19 protein-coding genes are annotated in these 16,596 nt (G+C 66.6%); 11 read left to right on the top strand and 8 right to left on the bottom strand.

Annotated features, from left to right (window positions below; genetic code table 11):
- Positions 1-6: 6 nt before the first annotated feature.
- Together metF and NLI89_RS04330 are read right to left on the bottom strand one after the other, a co-directional pair.
- Complete coding sequence (gene metF, locus NLI89_RS04335; RefSeq protein ID WP_254685895.1) at positions 7-951, bottom strand: methylenetetrahydrofolate reductase; 945 nt, start codon at positions 949-951, stop codon at positions 7-9.
- Entirely contained in the window at positions 948-1,901 is a 954-nt protein-coding gene (locus NLI89_RS04330) for an ArsR/SmtB family transcription factor (protein ID WP_254685894.1), read from the bottom strand. Before NLI89_RS04330 ends, metF begins: the two co-directional genes overlap by 4 nt.
- A gap of 193 nt (positions 1,902-2,094) precedes the next feature.
- Between NLI89_RS04330 and NLI89_RS04325 the strand changes: the two genes are divergently transcribed.
- The 3 genes from NLI89_RS04325 to NLI89_RS04315 all read left to right on the top strand — a co-directional run bounded on the left by NLI89_RS04325 (position 2,095) and on the right by NLI89_RS04315 (position 3,729).
- Positions 2,095-2,466, top strand: a complete 372-nt coding sequence (locus tag NLI89_RS04325) for a hypothetical protein (RefSeq protein ID WP_254685893.1) — start codon at positions 2,095-2,097, stop codon at positions 2,464-2,466.
- A 64-nt stretch (positions 2,467-2,530) separates the two neighbouring features.
- On the top strand, positions 2,531-2,767 hold the full coding sequence (locus NLI89_RS04320) for a hypothetical protein (protein WP_254685892.1): 237 nt from the start codon (positions 2,531-2,533) through the stop codon (positions 2,765-2,767).
- 14 nt (positions 2,768-2,781) lie between these two features.
- The gene (locus tag NLI89_RS04315; RefSeq protein ID WP_254685891.1) at positions 2,782-3,729 is read left to right on the top strand and encodes an aldo/keto reductase; all 948 of its coding nucleotides are present in this window, start codon (positions 2,782-2,784) and stop codon (positions 3,727-3,729) included.
- A gap of 152 nt (positions 3,730-3,881) precedes the next feature.
- On the opposite strand, the gene NLI89_RS04310 is transcribed toward NLI89_RS04315, so the two are convergent.
- The gene (locus NLI89_RS04310) at positions 3,882-5,264 is read right to left on the bottom strand and encodes a helix-turn-helix domain-containing protein (RefSeq protein ID WP_254685890.1); all 1,383 of its coding nucleotides are present in this window, start codon (positions 5,262-5,264) and stop codon (positions 3,882-3,884) included.
- 193 nt (positions 5,265-5,457) lie between these two features.
- Between NLI89_RS04310 and NLI89_RS04305 the strand changes: the two genes are divergently transcribed.
- The 3 genes from NLI89_RS04305 (at position 5,458) to NLI89_RS04295 (ending at position 7,628) form a co-directional block, all read left to right on the top strand.
- The gene (locus NLI89_RS04305) at positions 5,458-5,622 is read left to right on the top strand and encodes a hypothetical protein (protein ID WP_167398800.1); all 165 of its coding nucleotides are present in this window, start codon (positions 5,458-5,460) and stop codon (positions 5,620-5,622) included.
- Positions 5,623-5,928: 306 nt separating this feature from the next.
- The gene (locus tag NLI89_RS04300; protein ID WP_254685889.1) at positions 5,929-6,921 is read left to right on the top strand and encodes a cation diffusion facilitator family transporter; all 993 of its coding nucleotides are present in this window, start codon (positions 5,929-5,931) and stop codon (positions 6,919-6,921) included.
- Between the two features lie 56 nt (positions 6,922-6,977).
- A complete protein-coding gene (locus tag NLI89_RS04295; protein ID WP_254685888.1) occupies positions 6,978-7,628 on the top strand; it encodes a hypothetical protein in 651 nt (216 codons plus the stop codon).
- On the opposite strand, the gene NLI89_RS04290 is transcribed toward NLI89_RS04295, so the two are convergent.
- Positions 7,625-8,260, bottom strand: a complete 636-nt coding sequence (locus NLI89_RS04290) for a DUF4893 domain-containing protein (protein WP_254685887.1) — start codon at positions 8,258-8,260, stop codon at positions 7,625-7,627. The genes NLI89_RS04295 and NLI89_RS04290 overlap by 4 nt on opposite strands.
- A gap of 86 nt (positions 8,261-8,346) precedes the next feature.
- On the bottom strand, positions 8,347-9,132 hold the full coding sequence (locus NLI89_RS04285; RefSeq protein ID WP_254685886.1) for a 3-hydroxybutyrate dehydrogenase: 786 nt from the start codon (positions 9,130-9,132) through the stop codon (positions 8,347-8,349).
- A 104-nt stretch (positions 9,133-9,236) separates the two neighbouring features.
- Between NLI89_RS04285 and ypfJ the strand changes: the two genes are divergently transcribed.
- A complete protein-coding gene (ypfJ, locus tag NLI89_RS04280; RefSeq protein WP_254685885.1) occupies positions 9,237-10,154 on the top strand; it encodes a KPN_02809 family neutral zinc metallopeptidase in 918 nt (305 codons plus the stop codon).
- A 302-nt stretch (positions 10,155-10,456) separates the two neighbouring features.
- On the opposite strand, the gene NLI89_RS04275 is transcribed toward ypfJ, so the two are convergent.
- The 3 genes from NLI89_RS04275 to NLI89_RS04265 form a co-directional block, all read right to left on the bottom strand.
- Positions 10,457-10,738: a DUF427 domain-containing protein gene (locus tag NLI89_RS04275; protein WP_254685884.1), complete on the bottom strand. Its 282-nt coding sequence runs from the start codon at positions 10,736-10,738 to the stop codon at positions 10,457-10,459.
- Positions 10,739-10,749: 11 nt separating this feature from the next.
- Positions 10,750-11,094, bottom strand: coding sequence for an ArsC family reductase (locus tag NLI89_RS04270; RefSeq protein ID WP_439144471.1), 345 nt, complete (start codon positions 11,092-11,094; stop codon positions 10,750-10,752).
- A 70-nt stretch (positions 11,095-11,164) separates the two neighbouring features.
- Positions 11,165-11,536 carry a hypothetical protein gene (locus NLI89_RS04265; RefSeq protein ID WP_254685883.1) on the bottom strand — a complete coding sequence of 124 codons (372 nt, stop codon included), beginning with the start codon at positions 11,534-11,536 and terminating at the stop codon, positions 11,165-11,167.
- Between the two features lie 92 nt (positions 11,537-11,628).
- On the opposite strand from NLI89_RS04265, the gene NLI89_RS04260 reads away from it, so the two are divergent.
- Genes NLI89_RS04260 through NLI89_RS04245 form a run of 4 tightly spaced genes read left to right on the top strand, consistent with a single transcriptional unit; the run spans position 11,629 to position 16,576 of the window.
- A complete protein-coding gene (locus NLI89_RS04260; RefSeq protein ID WP_254685882.1) occupies positions 11,629-13,827 on the top strand; it encodes an NAD(+) synthase in 2,199 nt (732 codons plus the stop codon).
- A gap of 48 nt (positions 13,828-13,875) precedes the next feature.
- On the top strand, positions 13,876-14,736 hold the full coding sequence (locus tag NLI89_RS04255) for a CDP-alcohol phosphatidyltransferase family protein (RefSeq protein ID WP_254685881.1): 861 nt from the start codon (positions 13,876-13,878) through the stop codon (positions 14,734-14,736).
- Positions 14,737-14,751: 15 nt separating this feature from the next.
- Positions 14,752-15,843, top strand: coding sequence for an inositol-3-phosphate synthase (locus NLI89_RS04250; RefSeq protein WP_254685880.1), 1,092 nt, complete (start codon positions 14,752-14,754; stop codon positions 15,841-15,843).
- Position 15,844: 1 nt separating this feature from the next.
- Positions 15,845-16,576, top strand: a complete 732-nt coding sequence (locus NLI89_RS04245) for an NTP transferase domain-containing protein (RefSeq protein ID WP_254685879.1) — start codon at positions 15,845-15,847, stop codon at positions 16,574-16,576.
- Positions 16,577-16,596 lie beyond the last annotated feature (20 nt).

The raw sequence follows: 16,596 nt of genomic DNA, 5'->3' as shown, positions 1-16,596 counted from the left end.
GCGGAATTACGCCGCGGCGACCTTTTCGCTCGGCTTCGCACGCACGCCGAGCATGTGGCAGATCGCGTAGGCCAACTCGGCGCGGTTGAGCGTGTAGAAGTGGAAGTCCTTCACGCCCCCCGCATAGAGCCGCCGGCACATCTCGGCCGCGATCGTCGCCGCGACGAGTTGCCGTGCCGAGGGGTGATCGTCGAGACCTTCGAACAGCCGGTCCATCCACGCCGGGATCTCCGCGCCGCACAGCCTCGCGAATTTCCGCGTCTGCGCGACGTTCGACACCGGCAATATCCCGGGCAGGATCTGCGCGGTGATGCCGGCCGCCGCGACCCGGTCGCGAAATCGGAAATACGCCTCGGGCGAGAAGAAGAACTGTGTGATCGCGCGGGTCGCACCGGCGTCGATCTTGCGCTTCAGATTGTCGATATCGGCGTCATACCCGCCCGATTCCGGATGGCATTCGGGGTACGCCGCGACCGAGATTTCGAACGGATGCAGTTTCCTCAGGCCAGCAACCAGGGCCGCCGCATTCTCATACCCGCCCGGATGCGCCTGATAGGGCTGGCCCAGCGTCGGCATGTCGCCGCGGAGCGCAACGATATGCCGCACGCCCGCCGCCCAATATTCCTCGGCGACCTGATCGATCTCGGCCTTGGTCGCCTCGACGCAGGTCAGGTGCGCGGCCGCATTCATCGACGTCTCGCGCTGGATCCGCGCGACCGTCGCATGAGTCCGCTCGCGCGTGGAACCGCCCGCGCCATAGGTCACCGACACGAAATCGGGCTGGAGCGGCTCCAGAGTGCGGATCGCCTCCCAGAGCTGCGCCTCCATCTTCTCGCTTTTCGGCGGGAAGAACTCGAAGCTGATGCCGACATCGCCCGCCAAATCCGCGAACAGCGGTTCTTCGAGCGCGCGGCGCGCTTCTGCCAACTGGGGGATGGAAATGTTCGTCATGCCGCCTTCACCTCACGCAAGCTCGCGCCGATCTTTCGGCCGAGCCATAGTTTCACCGTCAACTCACCGCCCTCGAGCGTCTCGACCCGCGCGGTCTGCAAGCCCGCCGCCTCGAACCACGCCGCCATCTGTTCGTCCGCGAAGCCGAGCCGCGTGTGGGCATCGCGCACCCGCAATTCCTCGCGGTCGTGGCTGGCAAAGTCGGCGATCAGCAACCGTCCACCGGGCGCGAGGACGCGCGCCGCCTCGCTGACCGCGGCCCCAGGTTGCTGCGCGAAATGCAGCACGTGGTGCAGGATCGCGACATCGGCGGCGGCATCCGCCATCGGCAGCGCATACAGGTCCGCCTGGCGCAGTTCGGCGTGCGTCATGTCGTGGAGCTTGGCCCGCGCCAGCCGCAGCATCTCCGAACTGCGATCGATCCCGAGCGCGACCGTTGCCCGCCCGCCGAACAGTTCGAGCATCCGCCCGGTGCCCGTGCCGATATCGATCAGCGTCCCGATCGGCGCGTCGCCCAGTACCGCCGCCATCGCCGCCTCGACCTCGCTGTCGGCAACGTGCAACGATCGGATCGCGTCCCATTCGTCGGCATGCCCCTCGAACCACGCCGCCGCCGAGGCCGCCCGGTCCGCGCGCACCGCCGCAAGCCGCGCCGCATCCGCCACCGCCCAATGGTCCGGCTCGGCCTTCGCCCAGGCATCAAGCGCCCCGGCGACCGGCTCGACCACGTCCGGCGCGCCCAGTGCCACGAACACCCAGCTGCCTTCCTTGCGACGTTCGGCGAGGCCGGCATCGCAGAGGATCTTCACGTGCCGCGAGACGCGTGGCTGGCTCTGTCCGAGCACCTGCGCGAGCTCGCCGACCGACAGCTCCATCCGTCGCAACAGCGCGAGGATCCGCAACCGGGTCGCGTCCGCCAGTGCACGGAAGATTTCGAGCGCCATCGTCATGACAGGTCATATAAAGATTTCTTTATATGGGGTCAACGCAGGCGTGCGCGTCTCCGACTTCCGCCATAAGTCTCTGCGACTTATCGCATCGCGCACGATCGTGACGGATCGGAAACGCTTCATCCGCGTTCGATTGCGCTATGGGCCGGACATTCGCTGGTTCACAAGACGACATATACGGGAGTAGATACGCATGAAGAAGTTCCTGATCCCCGCCCTGGCGCTCACCGCCGGTCTCGCAGCCTGCAGCAACAACGCGCAGGACCAGACGGCCCAGGCCGCCAACGCGATCGCCGCGGACGCCAGCGCGACCACCGAGAATGCCGTCGATGACGTCAGCGCCGCCAGCGATCGTGCGCTGGGTTCGGCCGAGCGTTCGCTCGATAACGCCGGTGCGAAGCTCGACAACGCCACCGACAATCTCGACGTCAAGGCCGATCGCGCCGGTGACCGGATCGAAGCCGGCGCAGACCGCGCTGGTGCCTCGATCGCCAACGGCGCAGACCGCGCCGCCGACGCCACCGGCAATGCGCTGACCCGCGCCGGCAACGCGATCAAGGACTAAGTTCTGAATGGACCGCCGCCCGCCCACTCACGTCATCCCAGCGAAAGCTGGGATCTCCCGGTTCGTGTCGCAGCGACCCAAGCGGGGAGATGCCAGCGTTCGCTGGCATGACGGACTGGGGCTGGCGGCGGTCGTTTTTCCCGTTCTACTCGCAGCCTGCTCACCGGCCAGCGAGCCCGGCGCCGTCACCGCCGACGAAGCGCACCAGTTGAACGAAGCCGCCGCGATGCTCGATGCGAACAGCGTCGATCTGAACGCCGTCGCTGCCGCTCCTGACGATACAGAATTACCCTCGAATTAAAGCGATCAGACCCGATGACCCTCCGCCGCCTCGGCTCGACCGACCTGAAAATCGCGCCGCTCGTTCTCGGTGGCAACGTGTTCGGCTGGACCGCTGATCGCACCACCAGCTTTGCCGTGCTCGACGCATTCGTCGCAGGCGGCGGCACGATGATCGATACCGCCGACGCCTATTCGGCGTGGGTTGATGGTCATCAGGGCGGCGAGTCCGAGGCCATGATCGGCGAATGGCTGAAGGCCAGCGGCAAGCGCGACGACGTGTTGATTGCGACTAAAGTCGGCATGCTCCCCGGCGAGGGCGGCGAAAAGCTCGCCCCTGCGCGCATCGCCGCTGCCGCCGAAGCCTCGCTCAAGCGCCTCGGCACCGACCGGATCGACCTCTATTACGCGCACCAGGATGACGAGGACGTACCGCAGGACGAAGTCCTCGAAGCGTTCGGCAAGCTGGTCGACGCCGGCAAGGTCCGTGTCATCGGCGCGTCCAACTTCCACGCCGCCCGCCTCAAGTCGGCGGTCGAAGCGGCCAAGACCTCGGACCTGCCACGCTATCACGTGCTCCAGCCCGAATATAATCTCGTCAGCCGCACCAAGTTCGAAGGCGAGTTGCAGGATTACTGCGTCACCGAGAATATCGGCGTGCTGCCCTATTACGGCCTGGCCTCGGGTTTCCTGACCGGCAAATATCGCAGCAAGGACGATCTCGGGCAGAGCGTCCGCGGTGGCCGGATGGGCGAACTGCTCGAGGGGAAGGGCAAGGCCGTTCTCGATGCGATGGACCCGGTGGTCGACGCTGTCGGCGCGACGCACGCGCAGGTCGCGCTGGCTTGGCTGATTGCGCAGCCGGGCGTGACCGCGCCGATCGCCAGCGCCACCGGCGTGAAGCAGATCGAGGATTTGCTGCCGGCGATGACGCTGGAATTGACGAAGGACCAGCTCGACGCGTTGACGGACGCAGGCGCCTGACCTCACGATCCTCCCCCGCTAGGGGGAGGTGTCGCCGAAGGTGACGGAGGGGGAGGATACGGAACGGGCGTTACCCTTTCCTCCCCCTCCGTCTGGCAAGTGCCAGCCACCTCCCCCTTGCGGGGGAGGATCGATTTGGGGGCGTCCTGCCTCTAATCCCCTGCGAACGTCAGCGCCGAGGTCCGGCGTTCGCGCTCGTTGATCAGCAGTGCGCGGCCCGCCGGCGCGATCGAGCGTTGCGGGCAGTCGTTGCGGAAGCAGGCGCGGCAACCCAGGCCGATCGGCATAGCCCTCCCCGCCAGATCGAAACCGCTCGCCGCCGCGAGCACGCCAGCCTGCGATGCCGCCACGCCCAGGCCGATCGCGAACTCGGCATGGACCGCGCCGAAGCGACTGCCCTGCGGCGTCACCGTCCGCGCCATCGTCAGCCAGCGCGCGCCGTCTTCCAACTCGACAAGCTGGACCATCAGGCTGCCCGGCCGGTCGAACGCGTGGTGGAGCCGCCACAATGGACAGCGCCCATCCGCCTCGACCAGCGCCGCGCCGCTTGCACCCGGATAGCGCTTCGACGCCTGCCCCGCGCGGTCGATCCGGATCATGAAGAACGGGAGCCCACGCGCACCGACTCGCTGCAACGTCGTCAACCGGTGCGCGACCTGTTCGAACCCCGCACCGAACCGGCGTTGCAGCAGTTCGATATCGTACCCGGTCGTCTCGCACCCGCGCAGGAACCGGGCATACGGCATCATCAGCGCGGCGGCGAAATAGCCGAGCAGGTGGCGGCGATAGAGCCGCTCGGCGGCGCGATCGGTGAAGCCTGCGCCTTTCGCGAGCGCATCGATCTCCGCCTTCGCCTCGATCTGGCCGAGCTGGAAGGCGACCGCGAACGTCCGCGACGCGGGGTCGAGCATCTCGCTCAGCTGCAACTGGCGCGCGTGCAGGTCGAGCCGGCGCAGCGTGTCGGGCAGGACATCGGCGGGCAGCACGCGGATCGTGAGACCATGTTTCGCGCGCAACCGCTCGGCGATCGCGCCGTACAGGTCACCCGCGCCGAGCCGCAATTCGTCCGCCAGCGCCTCGGCGGCGGCGTCGAGATCGGCGAAGTGGTTGCGCCAGCGTTCGATCTCGCGCCGCACGAGCGTGACCGGATCGTCGCCCGCCTCGATCACCGCACCGCCGCCGATCCGATCGAACACGCGCGCGAACGCCGCCGCGCCGCCGGGGGCGCTGGCGAGCCATTCCTCGACCTCGTTGCGGTCGATCTCGAGGTCGGCGAACATCGGGTCCGCCAGCCGTCGCCGGATCGCCTCCGCGCCGCCGCCGGGCTCGGCCGCGGTGAGCGAGCGCGGATCGAAGTCGAAGCTCTCCGCCAGCTTGATCAGCAGCGTCGCCGACACCGGCCGCTGGTTGCGCTCGACGAGGTTCAGATAGCTCGGGCTGATCGCGAGCATATCGGCCATCGCCGCCTGCGTCAGCCCGGCGCCGCGCCGCAGACGACGGATCGCGTGCCCCGCCAGCAATTTCCGTTCGGCCATCGTGAAACCCTCCTGTCACGATCTTTACAGAGCGACAGCCGAGATACAAGGGCGGCGGACACCGCGACGCTGGCGTAACACGGTCGGGCATTCCAACACGCCGGTCGTGCCCGCTATTCAATGTGCATCGCCTCTCTCGATACGCAGTCGCTGTAAAGAGAGAGACAAGACGAGCCATCGAAGGAGGCAAGCCATGCAGACCACCACCGAACAACCCCGCGCCCGCGCCGTCTTCTCGACCAACGATTTCGCGCTGATGAAGGAAGTGCTCGGCGAGATGATCAGCAAGACCTCGATCGACGACGCGCGGCTGATGCGGATGAGTGCGCTGTACCACCGCCTCGGCCGGCTCGGCTGACACGATTTACGCAGTTTCCTGGGGAGGAAAGGTGCTCGCCGGTGGTTCGTCCACCGGCGGGCATTCCTGTTTTTGGCGCGGCAAGGAGGGCGAAACTCTTCCCCCTCATCCTCCCCCGCAAGGGGGAGGTGGCGCCGTAGGCGTCGGAAGGGGGCGGCACGCGAAACCTCTGCTCCGTATCCTCCCCCTCCGTCCGGCAAGTGCCAGCCACCTCCCCCTTGCGGGGGAGGATCAGCAAGCTCCGCACCCCCAAACTCTTGCGAAGCCGCCTCTTTCCAACCGCATCCCCTCGTGTAGGACGGCGGGATGGCCAAGACACTGACCGCGCGCATCAAGGACGACATCGTCCTGTACGGCGCCCTCGCCGCCAATCTCGGGATCGGCGTGGCGAAATTCGTCGCGGCCGGGATGACCGGATCGTCGTCGATGCTGACCGAAGGCTTTCACTCGGTGGTCGACAGCGGCAACCAGGTGCTGCTGCTCTACGGCCAGCGCAAGGCGAAGCAGCCCGCCGACGAGGCGCACCCGTTCGGCTATGGCCGCGAACTGTATTTCTGGGCGTTCGTCGTCGCGATCCTGATCTTCGCGATCGGCGCGGGCGTGTCGATCTTCGAGGGGTGGCGGCACATCCAGGAGCCCGAGCCGCTGACGAGCCCGACGATCAACTATGTCGTGCTGGCGATCTCGTTCGCGCTGGAAGGCAGCAGCTGGACGATCGCGGTGCGGGAGTTCTCGAAGACCAAGGGCGACATGGGTTGGTGGTCGGCGATCCACCGGTCGAAGGATCCCGCTGGCTTCATCGTGCTGTTCGAGGATTCGGCGGCGCTGGCGGGTCTCGTCATCGCCGCGATCGGCATCTGGGCGAGCCATGCGTTCGACGATCCGCGCATCGACGGCGCCGCGTCGATCGCGATCGGGCTGATCCTCGCGCTGGTCGCCGTGCTGCTCGCGCGCGAATCGAAGGGCCTGCTGATCGGCGAGCGCGCCGACCCAGCCGTGATCGCCACGATCCGCAAGATCGTCGCGGCGCATCCCGCCATCGTCTCGGTCAACCATGTCCGCACGGTCCATGCCGCGCCCGACAGCATCTTCGCCGCGATCAGCGCGGACTTCGACGATGCGGTGACGATGGGCGACGGCGAGACGATGATCGAGGCGATGGAGACCGAGCTGCGCGCCGCGGTGCCGACGCTGTCGTCGATCTATATCCGGCCCGAGAAGCGCGAGAACGCGACGCTTGCCCCGGTGTCGGCTGCCGCCCCTGCCTCCAGCGGCGGCGAAACTACCCCGCAGCGCTGATCTAAATCAGACGCATGCCTCTGGTAAGGCTGGAGATTCGGCGATAGCCTCGGTCGATGAGACCGCTGCTACGCCTGATCGCCCTGTTCTCCCTGTGCGTCGGATACGCGCTGCCGGCGCAGGCTGCGGTCACGATCACGTTCTGGAGCCATGAACTCGGCAACAGTTTCCCGCACGCGTTCTTCACCTTGCGCGGGGTGCCCGATGCGGGCGGCGCGCCGGTCGACACGAATGCAGGCTTCACGGCGAAATCGGTGTCGCCCGCGCTGTTGATGGGACCGGTCGCGGGCAAGCTCGACATCGCCAGGCCGAGCTATGTCGCGAGCAGCGACGCGCAATTCTCAGTGGTGATGACCGACGCGCAATACGTCGCCGTGTTGCGGCTGGTCGACGCGTGGCGCGAGGGAAAGCCCGACAGCGTGTACCGCCTGGGCGACCATAATTGCGTCCACTTCGTCAAGGAAGCCGCGCGCCTGGTAGGGCTGTCCGCGCTCGATCAGCCCGGGCTGATGAAGAAACCGCGCTCGTATCTGAAGGCGGTGCTGGCCGGTAACGCCGGCCGCGTCACGCCGATCGAGATGCATGGCAAGCAGTATCTCGCGAGCCTTGGCCCGATCGAGTCGCCCGGCGCAGCGGTGACGACGGGAGCGGCCGCAGCCAGCATGGTGACGACGACCGCTCCGGGGCCCCTGCCCGCCGCTCGCTAGGCCGCGGGGACCAGCTCGACCACGTCGAGGAGCGATTCGAACCGCGGATAGGGCAGCACCACGCGCCAGCGCTGCGGGGCGATCCGCTCGATCAGCCCGGCCATGTCGCGGTTGGCGTCGCGCCCATAGCGCATCGGCCGCGTCTCGTCGCCGAGCTCCATCGTGCCCAGGAAGATCGCCCGCGCATTGGTGTCGGCGAAGACCGAGCCGACCGGGCGCTGCGATCCGTCGAGCTTGACGAGACTGACCACGCGCTCGCCATCGTCCTCGCTCGTGCCGATCCGGCAGGCAAACCAGCCCGAGATCGTGAAGGTCGGGCCGATGCCCGCGCGGGCGCCGAGCTTGTAGGTGCGACACCGATACGGGCCGGCGGGCGGCAGCGGGTCGACCAGCGAACGGTCGGGGTTGAACAGCACCGGATCGCGCGCGACCTCTTTCGGATCGACCTGCGCGAGGGCCGCGACCCAGGCGCCGCGCCAGCCGCGCAGCCGTGCGCGATCCGCCGGGGTGGCCACGCGGCGCCAGTCCAGGCTGGATCGCGCGCCGTCGGCGCCGGCGCTCCCGACACCGACGACGGTCGATCCACAGGCCGCGACCATCATGCACGCGGCAGTTCCGACCCAAGTTCGCATCGTCTCGTGTCCCGCTGACTTACGCGAAGTTACGCTCGTATCACCTTGAGCTGAAATGGTTTTCGGCGTGTCGGCGCGCCGATCGGTCACGCCGCGGTCCAGCCGCCGTCCATCGACAGATTCGCGCCGGTGATCGCCTTGGCCTCGTCGCGACACAGGAAGAGTGCGAACGCCGCGACCTGCTCGGGGGTTACGAACTCCTTGGTCGGTTGCGCGGCGAGCAGCACGTCGTTCATCACCTGGTCGCGTGTCATCCCCCGCGCCGCCATCGTATCCGGGATCTGGTTCTCGACCAGCGGGGTCCAGACATAGCCGGGCGAGATGCAGTTGACGGTGATGCCGTCGGTCGCGGTTTCCAGCGCGATCGTCTTGGTCAGCCCGGCGATCGCGTGCTTGGCCATGACATAGGCCGACTTGTTGGGGCTCGCGACGAGCGAGTGCGCCGACGCGGTCGAGATTATCCGGCCCCAGCCCTTGGCGCGCATGAGCGGCACCGCGGCGCGCATCATGTGCCAGGCCGAGGACAGGTTGATCGCGATGATCGCGTCGAACTTGTCGATCGGGAAGTCGGCGATACCGGCGACGTGCTGGATACCCGCGTTGTTGACGACGATGTCGACGCTACCGGTCTCGGCGGCGGCCCGTGCGACCATCGCGGCGATCTCGTCGGGCTTCGTCATGTCGGCGGGATCGTACAGCGCGGCGGCACCGCCGGTTTGCGCTAGGGCGGCGCGTTCCCGCTCGATCGCGTCCGCGTCGCCGAAGCCGTTGAGCACCACCGCGGCGCCCTCCGCCGCGAACGCCTTGGCGTAGGCCAGGCCGATCCCCGAGGTGGATCCGGTGATGACCGCGGTCTTGCCCTTCAGGAACATACGCACTCCCCCTTGTCGCTTTACGCAGCGGATTCGACCGCCGTGCAACTCTAGCGCCACCTTGCGCATTTCGTTCCCGAGAAGAAACGAAAAGGGGCATATTCATGCGGCTCGACGATTACGATCCGAACATCAACGTCGAGGACCAGCGCGGGTCGGGCGGCGGCGGCGGCGGTTTCGGCGGCGGTGGTGGCGGCCTGCTGATGGGGCTGTTGCCGATGATCGGCAGCCGCTTCGGCTGCGGCGGGATCGTCGTGGTGCTGATCCTGATGGCGGTGTTCGGCGGCATGGGTGGCCTTGGCGGTCTGCTCGGTGGCGGGCAATCGTCCGCGCCGACCACGCAGAGCGGAGCGCCGCGCGCCGGCACCGACACGACGTCGAGCTGCAACCTGACGCCCGAGAGCAAGGCCGCCTGCAACGCATTCAGTTCGGCGGACAACACTTGGGAAGCGATCTTCGCCAAGAACGGCCAGCGCTTCGAAGCGCCCAAGCTGGTGTTCTTCGACGGCAATGGCCGCTCGGGCTGCGGCGCGGCGCAGTCGGCGATGGGGCCGTTCTATTGCCCGACCGATCAGGGCATCTATCTAGACACGAGTTTCTTCAACGAGCTGTCGACCCGGTTCAAGGCGGAGGGCGACTTCGCACAGGATTACGTGATCGCGCACGAGTTCGGCCATCACATCCAGAAGCTGCTCGGTACGAACGCGCAGGTCCAGCAGGCGCAGCGCCAGGCGAGCGAGACCGAGGGTAACGCGCTGTCGGTACGGCTCGAGCTTCAGGCGGATTGTTATGCGGGCGTGTGGGCGGCGGCGAACCGGTCGCGGCTCGAGGCCGGCGATATCCAGGAGGGCATGACCGCTGCACAGGCGATCGGCGACGACACGTTGCAGAAGGAGTCGCAGGGCCGCGTGGTGCCGGACAGCTTCACGCATGGGACTTCGGCGCAGCGTCAGGCGTGGTTGAAGCGCGGGCTGGATAGCGGCGATCCGGCGCAGTGTGATACGTTCTCGGGCGCGATCTGAGCTGAACCTTGATCCTCCCCCGCCAGGGGGAGGTGGCTGGCCCTTGCCAGGCGGAGGGGGAGGTCAGGAAAACGTCTGTTCCCTGTCCTCCCCCTCCGTCACCTTCGGCGACACCTCCCCCTGGCGGGGGAGGATTGGAACGCGGCACGTGTCCGCTGGGGCCGTCACCCCAGCGAACGCTGGGGTATCTCTCGTGGTTCGCTACGTCCGCCTAACCGGGATATCCCAGCTTTCGCTGGGATGACGGCAATTTCCGAATTCGACTCTAGGACAGGACGGCACTTATCGGTTGCCGCGCGACCTCAACCGACCGTCACGCCCTTCCAGAACGCATACCGGCCCTTGATCTCGGCTGCGGCCGACTTGGGGTCCGGATAATACCAGACCGCATCGACGTTGCGCTTCCCGTCGACGACAAGCGTCTTGTAGCTCGCCACGCCCTTCCACGGGCAGTTGGAGTGCGTCGCGCTCTCCTCCAGCAGCGCCGGGTCTATGCTGTCCGCGGGGAAATAGTGATTGCCCTCGACGATGACGGTATCGTCGGATCGTGCGATCTCGCGGCCATTCCATGTAGCGACAGGCATGTCAGTCTCCTTCAAGCGCGCCCCAGCCCCGCCGCCTCATACCGCTCGGGCTTGAACCCGACCAGCAGCGTCTCGCCGGTATCGAGGACCGGGCGCTTGATCATCGAAGGCTGCGCCAGCATCAGTGCGGTGGCCTTTTTCGCATCGAGATCCGCCCGCTCCGCTTCAGGCAGTTTCCGGAACGTGGTGCCGGCGCGGTTGAGCAGCACCTCCCAACCTACCCGGTCGATCCAATCGTTCAGGTGTGCCGTATCGATTCCGGCGGTCTTGTAGTCGTGGAAAGCATACGCAACGCCGTGTTCGTCCAGCCACGCGCGCGCCTTCTTCATCGTGTCGCAATTCTTGATGCCGAACATCGTGATCGTCAAAATCGCCTCCCTGTCGCCGCGTGGCGCAAAGCTCGCCACCGGTTCGAACCGACCGGCGTCATACCGCGCCGTCCGTCTTCCCACCACCAGCGCGAGACCGTGCGAACCGGCCAGCGATCGCGGCGACAGCAACGGCGGGCACGGCAAGGATGCACAGGATCGTCGCACCGACCATCAACAGCCCGCCGATGCCGGTATTGACCCACATCACCGGCAATTGCGCAAACGTGACGATCATTCCGGCCAGCCAACCTCGCCGTCCCAGCAGGAAACCCGATAGCGCCGATATCACCAGCGACCCGGGATACCAGATCCGCCAATAGCCATCCGCGTCCCAGGGCTCCTTCGCGCCCGAAAATTGGCTGACGAGCTGCCAATACAGCAGGCTGACGAGCAGGAGCGCGAGAGGCTGGATCGATCGGGCTGTCATGCGCCTATCCTCTCACAGGACAGCGCACCGCGCCAATGCTCGCCTGGATCAAGCCGGTGGCGTGACGCGGCGAGGCCGTTTATCGGTGCGCCATGACGCATCCATTCTACGCGATCCACACGCACGGGCTGATCCGGGTTGCCGCCGCTACGCCGCGCGCTTCGGTAGGGGATACCGGCGCCAATGCCGAGGCGACGATCGCCCTAGCGCGGGAGGCGGATGCGAAAGGCGTCGACCTCGTCGTGTTTCCGGAACTGAACATCACCTCCTACGCGATCGACGACCTGCATTTGCAGACCGCGCAGCAGCGTGCGACTCTGGCCGCGATCGCGACGGTGGTCGAGGCGAGCGCGACGCTGCGGCCGGTGTTGCTGGTCGGCGCGGCACTAGTGCGGAACGGGCGGCTGTATAATTGTGCGCTGGCGATCGCTCGGGGCGAAGTGCTCGGCGTGGTGCCGAAGACGTTCCTGCCCAATTACCGCGAATTCTACGAGAAACGCTGGTTCGCGAGCGGCGCGGGACTGACCGGTTCGACGATCGACCTCGACGGCGAGGAAGTACCGTTCGGGACCGACCTGATCTTCGCCGCGCTGGACCTGCCGGGCTTTATCTTCCATGCCGAGATCTGCGAGGATTACTGGGCCCCCACCCCGCCCTCGACCGCGGGCGCGCTCGCGGGCGCGCTGATCTGTTGCAACCTGTCGGCGTCGAACATCGTCATCGGCAAGGCGCGGGAGCGGGCGATGCTGGCGGCGTCGCAGTCCGCGCGGGCGATGTGCGCCTATGTCTATTCCGCCGCAGGCCCCGGCGAGAGCACGACCGAAGTCGCATGGGACGGCCAGGGGCTGATCCACGAACTCGGCGAGCAGATCGCTGAGTCGGAGCGATTCTCGACCGAGCCGGAACTGGTGATCGCCGACGTCGACTGCGAGCGCATCACGCAGGACCGCCTGCGCAACGGCACGTTCAACGATGCGGCGGTATTCGCCGGCAACCCTGAGACGCGCTTCCGCCGGATCGCGTTCGATCATGCGGCGATTTGTGAAGCCAAAGTCGACCTTCAAGCCAACGATCCTCCCCCGCCAGGGGGAGGTGGCAGGCGCAGCCTGACGGAGGGGGAGGCACACGCAACGCCTGCTCCGTGTCCTCCCCCTCCGTCGCCCACGGCGCCACCTCCCCCTGGCGGGGGAGGATTGGGTCGTCTCGAACGCAGTATTCGCCGGTTCCCGTTCGTCCCGAACGATCCGGCACGGCGTGACGACGATTGCTACGAGGCGTTCAACATCCAAGTGGAGGCGTTGTCGAAGCGGCTCGTCTCCGCAAAGGCCGAGACGATCGTCATCGGCGTCTCCGGCGGGCTCGACTCGACGCACGCGCTGATCGTCGCGGCCAAGGCGATGGACCGGCTCGGACGCCCTCGCAGCGCGATCCTCGGCTTCACCATGCCCGGCTTCGCGACCGGCGAGGGCACCAAAGCGAACGCCTGGGCTCTCATGCGCGCGCTCGGCATCACTGCGGAAGAGATCGACATCAAACCCGCCGCGCGCCGTATGCTGGAAGATATCGGCCACCCGTTCAGCGATGGCGAACCCGTCTACGACATCACCTTCGAGAACGTGCAGGCGGGTCTGCGTACCGACTATCTGTTCCGTCTCGCCAACCAGCGTCGCGGGATCGTGCTCGGCACGGGGGACCTCAGCGAGATGGCGCTCGGCTGGTGCACCTACGGCGTCGGCGACCAGATGAGCCATTACGCCGTCAACAGCGGCGTGCCCAAGACGCTGATCCAGTTCCTGATCCGCTGGTGTATCCGCACCGACCAGTATGACGCGGCGACCGACGACATTCTGTCGACGATCCTTGCGCAGGAAATCTCGCCCGAGCTCGTGCCGGCGGGGGCGGACGGTGCGTTGCAGAGCACCGAGTCGATGATCGGACCGTATGCGCTCAACGATTTCTTCGCGCATTACGTGATCCGCCACGGCCTCGCGCCGTCGAAGATCGCGTTTCTCGCCTGGCACGCATGGCGCGATGCGGGCGTCGGCGCGTGGCCGGAGGACCTGCCGGCGGATGCGCGCGTCGCCTATGATCTGCCGACGATCCGACATTGGCTGGAAAAATTCCTGTTCCGGTTCTTCACGACCAGCCAGTTCAAGCGGTCGGCGATGCCGAACGGGCCGAAGGTCTCGGCGGGTGGCGCACTGTCGCCGCGCGGGGATTGGCGAGCGCCATCGGACGGGATCGCGACGGCCTGGATCGAAGAATTGCGGTCAAGCGTTCCGTTGGGTTAGTTGCGCTGCCTTGCATAAATCGGCGGCCGGGCGCATTGTGAAAATCCTATGACAGTGGCTCCACCGGATGGATCGCGCGATCGCCGGATCGAGATCCCATCTAACCTTTGGCTGATTCACCCGGCGGGCCGTGCGCTCTTGCCGTTGGCGCTCGCGCGTGGAATTTCGGCCAATGCGGTGTCGGTGGCCGGGCTTTGCCTCGGCGGAGCGGCTGCGCTCGCTTATGCGCAATGGGATAGCTGGGCACTGGCGCTGGTCGGCATGGTGCTGTCGATGGGTTGGCTGATCGCCGACGGACTCGACGGTATGGTAGCGCGCGCGACCAAGACGGCCAGTCCGCTCGGGCGGATGCTCGACGGGCTCTGCGATCACGGCGTCTTCGCGCTGATCTACACGTCGCTGGCGATCACGATCGATACGCCCGAGGGCTGGATCCTCGCCTTCGCGGCGGGTGGCGCGCATGCGGTGCAGTCGAACATGTACGAGGGCGAGCGCGCGCGCTTCCATCGGCGGGTCAAGGGCGTGGCGCTCGAAGCGCCTCCCGTGCCCACCGGCAATGTGCTCGTCCGGTTCTACGACGGTGTCGCCAGCAGCATCGATCGGATCGCCATGCCGTTCGAACGCACGCTCGGCCAAGCGAGCGATCCGGTCGCGCTGGGCGCCAGTTACGGCACCCGCGCCGTAGCGCCATTGCGCTTGATGGCCTTGCTTACCGCGAATGTGCGAGTATGGGCGATCTTCGTCGCCTGCTTCGCGGGCAACCCACGCATCTTCTGGTGGTTCGAGATCGTCCCTTTGACGCTCGTGGCCATCGTCGGGCTCGTCTGGCACCGTCGTGTCGAACGCGCCTTCGTTCGTAGTACAACGCCGCCGCGATCAAAGACCGCGTCGCGCATGCATCTTTCGTAAGGAACAGGGTCAGTAATGAATAGCATTCGGATCGCCGTGGTCGGCATCGGCAACTGCGCGAGCTCGCTCGTGCAAGGCCTCGAGCACTACCGCGAGGGGGCCAACGACCAGGTCGGCCTGATGCATTTCGACATGGGTGGCTATAAGCCGAGCGACATCAAGGTCGTCGCGGCCTGGGACGTCGATCGCCGCAAGGTCGGCAAGGACGTCGCCGAGGCGATCTTCGCCAAGCCGAACTGCACCGCCGTGTTCGCACCCAATGTCGGCAAGACCGGCACGATCGTGAAGATGGGCAAGAAGCTGGACGGCGTCGCCGACCACATGGCCGACTTCAAGGACGACCGCACGTTCCTGGTCGCGGACGCGCCCGAGCCCACGCGTGAGGACGTCATCGCCGAGCTGAAGGCATCCGGCGCCGACGTTCTGATGAACTATCTGCCGGTCGGTTCGCAGGAAGCCACCGAGTTCTATGCCGAGTGCGCGATCGAAGCGGGCGTGGCGTTCGTCAACAACATCCCCGTCTTCATCGCCTCCAACCCGGTCTGGGCGAAGAAGTTCGAAGACGCCGGCGTCGCGATCATCGGCGACGACATCAAAGCGCAGCTCGGCGCGACGATCGTCCACCGCGTGCTGACCGACCTGTTCGCCAAGCGCGGCGTGAAGCTGGACCGTACCTACCAGCTCAACACCGGCGGCAACACCGACTTCCTCAACATGTCGAACCATCGCCGTCTCGAGTCGAAGAAGATCTCGAAGACCGAAGCCGTCCAGTCGGTCGCGGCCGAGCGGATGGACGACGACAACGTCCATATCGGCCCGTCGGACTATGTGCCCTGGCAGAACGACAACAAGGTCTGCTTCCTGCGCATGGAAGGCCAGCTGTTCGGCGGCGTGCCGATGAACATCGAGCTGCGTCTCTCGGTCGAGGACAGCCCCAATTCGGCGGGCGTCGCGATCGACATGATCCGCTGCGCCAAGATCGCCAAGGATCGCGGCATCGCCGGCGTGATCGACCCTGCCTCGGCGTATTTCTGCAAGCACCCGCGTACGCAGATGACCGACGACCTCGCGCAGATCGAAGTCGAGCGGTTCATCAAGGCCGCCTGAGATGATCGAGACGCCCCGGATTCAAACGGCGATCATCCTCGCCGCCGGGGAAGGCAGCCGCCTTCGCACCTCCGCCCCGTACAAGCCGCTCTGCGCGGTCGCGGGGCGGCCGTTGATCGCCCATGCGCTCGAAGGGCTGGCGGAGGCTGGTTTCAAGCGGGCGATCGTAACGGTGAGTTACGGGCGTGAGGCGATCGAAGCGTATCTCGCGAGCCGGCGCTGGCCGCTGGTAGTCGAGACGGTTCTGGCCGATCACCGCGAGCCCAACGGCGTTTCTGTCCTTGCAGCGCGCGATGTGCTGGCGGGCAGCGAAGCGGTACTGGCGATGTGCGATCACCTCGTGAGCCCCGAACTCTACGCACGGATGGCGAAAGCCGGAGCCGGCGGCGGCCTCCGCCTCGGCATCGATCGGCGGCTCGGCCATGACTGGGTCGACCCGGCGGACGTCACCTGCGTCGCGACCGAAGACGACCGTATCGTCGCGATCGGCAAGGGCCTCGAACCGCACGACTGCTACGACACCGGTGTGTTCGCGGTCGGGCCGGCGCTGTCGGATGCGCTTGCCACGCTGGCGAGCCCCTCGCTCACCGAAGGCGTCCGTCTGCTGGCCGCGCAAGGCCTGGCCCGGATCGTGGATTGCAGCGATATCGACTGGATCGACGTCGACGACGCCCCTGCGCTGGCAAAGGCCGAGGCGTGGATGGCGACTAAAGCCGACGCGGTAGCGGCGTAAGCCATTGTTCTCCTGCGAAC

This window comes from Sphingomonas faeni (assembly GCF_024273235.1).
GTDB lineage: Bacteria > Pseudomonadota > Alphaproteobacteria > Sphingomonadales > Sphingomonadaceae > Sphingomonas > Sphingomonas faeni_A.
This window is presented reverse-complemented; position numbering and strand designations above follow the sequence as displayed.

Bases quoted from the DNA above. Each gene is read 5' to 3' on its own strand.
- ypfJ (WP_254685885.1), top strand. From the start codon at position 9,237: ATGCGGCTCGACGATTACGATCCGAACATCAACGTCGAGGACCAGCGC.
- NLI89_RS04330 (WP_254685894.1), bottom strand. From the start codon at position 1,901: ATGACGATGGCGCTCGAAATCTTCCGTGCACTGGCGGACGCGACCCGG.
- NLI89_RS04310 (WP_254685890.1), bottom strand. From the start codon at position 5,264: ATGGCCGAACGGAAATTGCTGGCGGGGCACGCGATCCGTCGTCTGCGG.
- NLI89_RS04275 (WP_254685884.1), bottom strand. From the start codon at position 10,738: ATGCCTGTCGCTACATGGAATGGCCGCGAGATCGCACGATCCGACGAT.
- NLI89_RS04250 (WP_254685880.1), top strand. From the start codon at position 14,752: ATGAATAGCATTCGGATCGCCGTGGTCGGCATCGGCAACTGCGCGAGC.
- NLI89_RS04265 (WP_254685883.1), bottom strand. From the start codon at position 11,536: ATGACAGCCCGATCGATCCAGCCTCTCGCGCTCCTGCTCGTCAGCCTG.
- NLI89_RS04255 (WP_254685881.1), top strand. From the start codon at position 13,876: ATGACAGTGGCTCCACCGGATGGATCGCGCGATCGCCGGATCGAGATC.
- NLI89_RS04245 (WP_254685879.1), top strand. From the start codon at position 15,845: ATGATCGAGACGCCCCGGATTCAAACGGCGATCATCCTCGCCGCCGGG.
- NLI89_RS04290 (WP_254685887.1), bottom strand. From the start codon at position 8,260: ATGCGAACTTGGGTCGGAACTGCCGCGTGCATGATGGTCGCGGCCTGT.
- NLI89_RS04295 (WP_254685888.1), top strand. From the start codon at position 6,978: ATGAGACCGCTGCTACGCCTGATCGCCCTGTTCTCCCTGTGCGTCGGA.
- NLI89_RS04300 (WP_254685889.1), top strand. From the start codon at position 5,929: ATGGCCAAGACACTGACCGCGCGCATCAAGGACGACATCGTCCTGTAC.
- metF (WP_254685895.1), bottom strand. From the start codon at position 951: ATGACGAACATTTCCATCCCCCAGTTGGCAGAAGCGCGCCGCGCGCTC.
- NLI89_RS04305 (WP_167398800.1), top strand. From the start codon at position 5,458: ATGCAGACCACCACCGAACAACCCCGCGCCCGCGCCGTCTTCTCGACC.
- NLI89_RS04325 (WP_254685893.1), top strand. From the start codon at position 2,095: ATGAAGAAGTTCCTGATCCCCGCCCTGGCGCTCACCGCCGGTCTCGCA.
- NLI89_RS04285 (WP_254685886.1), bottom strand. From the start codon at position 9,132: ATGTTCCTGAAGGGCAAGACCGCGGTCATCACCGGATCCACCTCGGGG.
- NLI89_RS04260 (WP_254685882.1), top strand. From the start codon at position 11,629: ATGACGCATCCATTCTACGCGATCCACACGCACGGGCTGATCCGGGTT.
- NLI89_RS04270 (WP_439144471.1), bottom strand. From the start codon at position 11,094: ATGTTCGGCATCAAGAATTGCGACACGATGAAGAAGGCGCGCGCGTGG.
- NLI89_RS04315 (WP_254685891.1), top strand. From the start codon at position 2,782: ATGACCCTCCGCCGCCTCGGCTCGACCGACCTGAAAATCGCGCCGCTC.